We start from the raw sequence: 1,652 nt of genomic DNA on the forward strand, positions 1-1,652 counted from the left end.
GGTGTTATTTGATTACGTAAAGTTAGAACCTAAGGATATTTTGGATCTTGGAAGAACTGATTCTGAAGCAGATATCGATTTATCATCAGATGAGATAGAACTCAAAGCAGCTGAAAAAAAAGAACGTAGTGTCTTATTGCAATCTGCATCCACAGAACTAACTTCAAAATTCAGAGATTGGTGGAAGCAAGGTGAATATCGATTTAGATTCGAAGCAGACGGTAATCATTTTAGAATATGGGTTTCTGATGATAAACGTCCTGAAGATATTGAATTAGAAGGAAGAAGTACGGGATTACAATGGTTTTTGAGCTTTTACTTAACCTTTTTAGTTGAAAGTAAAGATGCCCATAAAAATTCAATATTATTATTGGATGAACCTGGTCTATCCCTTCATCCTTTAGCACAGAAAGATTTATCATTATTTTTTGGTAACTTGTCTAAAACTAATCAAATTTTATATACCACACACTCTCCATTTCTAGTTGATTCCAACCATCTTAATCAGGTAAAAGCCGTATATATTCAGGATGATGGTACCACGAATATTTCTTCTAATCTTAGAGCAAATGAGGGCAATCCTTCTCAAACAAAATCAATTTATCCAGTACATGCTGCCTTAGGTTTAAGCGTGTCAGAAATGTTATTCAATAATTGCAACCCCGTATTAGTAGAAGGTCCTTCAGATCAAATTTATTTATCAGCAATAAAAACCTTATTAATTTCTTTTGGAGAGTTAACACCCAAAAAGGATATAATTTTTATTCCCTCTGGAGGAACCCGAGGAGTCAAACCTATTGTAAGTCTTTTAACGGGAAAAAATGATGAACTGCCAACTGTTTTATTAGATGGTGACACTCAAGGTTCAAAAATGGCAGAAGCTCTGAGAAAAGATTTGTACCAAGACACGCCTAATTCAATTTTAATAGTTTCAGAAATTATAGGAATGGATCAAGCTGAAATTGAAGATTTAATACCACCTTCAATAATGAAAAAACTTTCAAGATATCAATTGCGTTCCAATGATCCAGATTCCGATTTTGAAGATTATTATGCTAAAGACTTACCCATTCTTAAACAATTGGAAGAGTTTGCTGTTACAAATGAAATTATGCTTGAGAAAGGATGGAAAGTTGAGTTCGCCAAACTTGTAAAAAATCATTTACTCAAAATTTCACGAGACAAAATTTCTGAAGATACTATTAATATATGGAAAACTCTTTTTTCTAAATTAAATTAAGCTACCACTTATTTCTATTAGCCGAATTAATGTGATTAATTCGGCTATTTTCTTTTATAAATTAGACTGTTTTAAATTCCTGAATTGACTAAACCCAACCTTAATTTTATCATTCGACTGCTGACCTACATCGTCAGTCGGTTTTGACAGACCGCTTACCCAAAGCACACTAAAAAGTTTATCTTTTTGGTGGGCGACCCTGCGTGCCCCCTCTGCGGCGGAACGGGAGGGGGACACCTTCGGGTGTGCTGATCTTTTTGGGTATCAGTCTGTCAACCCTCTTTCGTTTCGCCACCATTATTTGACAGTAATGCGGTGAAGCTTCTTTTAATACCCAAAGGAGTCATACCCATGACTAAGCAATTTTTATCTTTATTATTTTCCCTAAAACGATTTTCTATTCCCTTGTTGC

At 34.6% G+C, this 1,652-nt stretch carries 1 protein-coding gene; it reads left to right on the forward strand.

The window, feature by feature from the left end:
- On the forward strand, positions 1–1,240 hold a 1,240-nt coding region (locus HMPREF0023_RS11670), incomplete at its 5' end, for an ATP-dependent nuclease (RefSeq protein ID WP_034437516.1).
- Positions 1,241–1,652: the final 412 nt, after the last annotated feature.

The organism is Acinetobacter sp. ATCC 27244, from assembly GCF_000156555.1.
GTDB lineage: Bacteria > Pseudomonadota > Gammaproteobacteria > Pseudomonadales > Moraxellaceae > Acinetobacter > Acinetobacter haemolyticus.